The 1,560-nt window shown below is 50.0% G+C and carries 1 rRNA gene; it reads left to right on the top strand.

Annotated features, from left to right (window positions below):
- Positions 1-1,317, top strand: a 23S ribosomal RNA gene (locus L650_RS0112580); the annotation flags it as partial.
- Positions 1,318-1,560: the final 243 nt, after the last annotated feature.

The raw sequence follows: 1,560 nt of genomic DNA, 5'->3' as shown, positions 1-1,560 counted from the left end.
TTATACCGAATCGTACCCCAAACCGACACAGGTGGTCAGGTAGAGAATACTAAGGCGCTTGAGAGAACTCGGGTGAAGGAACTAGGCAAAATCGTACCGTAACTTCGGGAGAAGGTACGCTCCTATCTGTGATGAGACTTGCTCTCTAAGCGGACGGGAGCCGCAGTGACCAGGTGGCTGGGACTGTTTATTAAAAACACAGCACTGTGCAAAATCGCAAGATGACGTATACGGTGTGACACCTGCCCGGTGCCGGAAGGTTAATTGATGGGGTTAGTTTTCGGACGAAGCTCTTGATCGAAGCCCCGGTAAACGGCGGCCGTAACTATAACGGTCCTAAGGTAGCGAAATTCCTTGTCGGGTAAGTTCCGACCTGCACGAATGGTGTAACCATGGCCACGCTGTCTCCACCCGAGACTCAGTGAAATTGAAATCGCAGTGAAGATGCTGTGTACCCGCGGCTAGACGGAAAGACCCCGTGAACCTTTACTACAGCTTGGCACTGAACATTGAACCTACATGTGTAGGATAGGTGGGAGACTTTGAAGCAGCGACGCTAGTTGTTGTGGAGTCGTCCTTGAAATACCACCCTTGTAGTTTTGATGTTCTAACGTTGGCCCCTGAATCGGGGTTACGGACAGTGCCTGGTGGGTAGTTTGACTGGGGCGGTCTCCTCCCAAAGAGTAACGGAGGAGCACGAAGGTTGGCTAAGTACGGTCGGACATCGTACGGTTAGTGTAATGGTAGAAGCCAGCTTAACTGCGAGACAGACACGTCGAGCAGGTACGAAAGTAGGTCATAGTGATCCGGTGGTTCTGAATGGAAGGGCCATCGCTCAACGGATAAAAGGTACTCCGGGGATAACAGGCTGATACCGCCCAAGAGTTCATATCGACGGCGGTGTTTGGCACCTCGATGTCGGCTCATCACATCCTGGGGCTGAAGTCGGTCCCAAGGGTATGGCTGTTCGCCATTTAAAGTGGTACGCGAGCTGGGTTTAGAACGTCGTGAGACAGTTCGGTCCCTATCTGCCGTGGGCGTTTGAGAATTGAGAGGGGTTGCTCCTAGTACGAGAGGACCGGAGTGAACGAACCGCTGGTGTTCGGGTTGTCATGCCAATGGCATTGCCCGGTAGCTACGTTCGGAACTGATAAGCGCTGAAAGCATCTAAGCGCGAAGCAGGCCTCGAGATGATTTCTCACTAGACTTTTAAAGTCTCTGAAGGGCCGTTGAAGACTACAACGTTGATAGGCAAGATGTGGAAGTGGTGTGAGCCATTAAGCTAACTTGTACTAATTACCCGTGAGGCTTAACCATACAACGCCAAACGCGTTTTGTGACAGAAACAAGCGACAGAAGTTAATAGCTAGAGTAGATAGATACTTAGACTTAAAAAATATTATCAGATATTTTCCAAATTTATGAGGTGACTCTTAGCGCGTAGCGTTAACATTGAGGCACCTTGCGCAAAGGAAAAAGTAGCACTACGTGCTTATCATTACTCCTTTGCACCTAATTTGCTTGGTAACCATAGCGTTTTGGACCCACCTGACCCCATGC

The sequence above is a fragment of the Pseudoalteromonas sp. TB51 genome, from assembly GCF_000498055.1.
Classification (GTDB): domain Bacteria; phylum Pseudomonadota; class Gammaproteobacteria; order Enterobacterales; family Alteromonadaceae; genus Pseudoalteromonas; species Pseudoalteromonas atlantica.
This window is presented reverse-complemented; position numbering and strand designations above follow the sequence as displayed.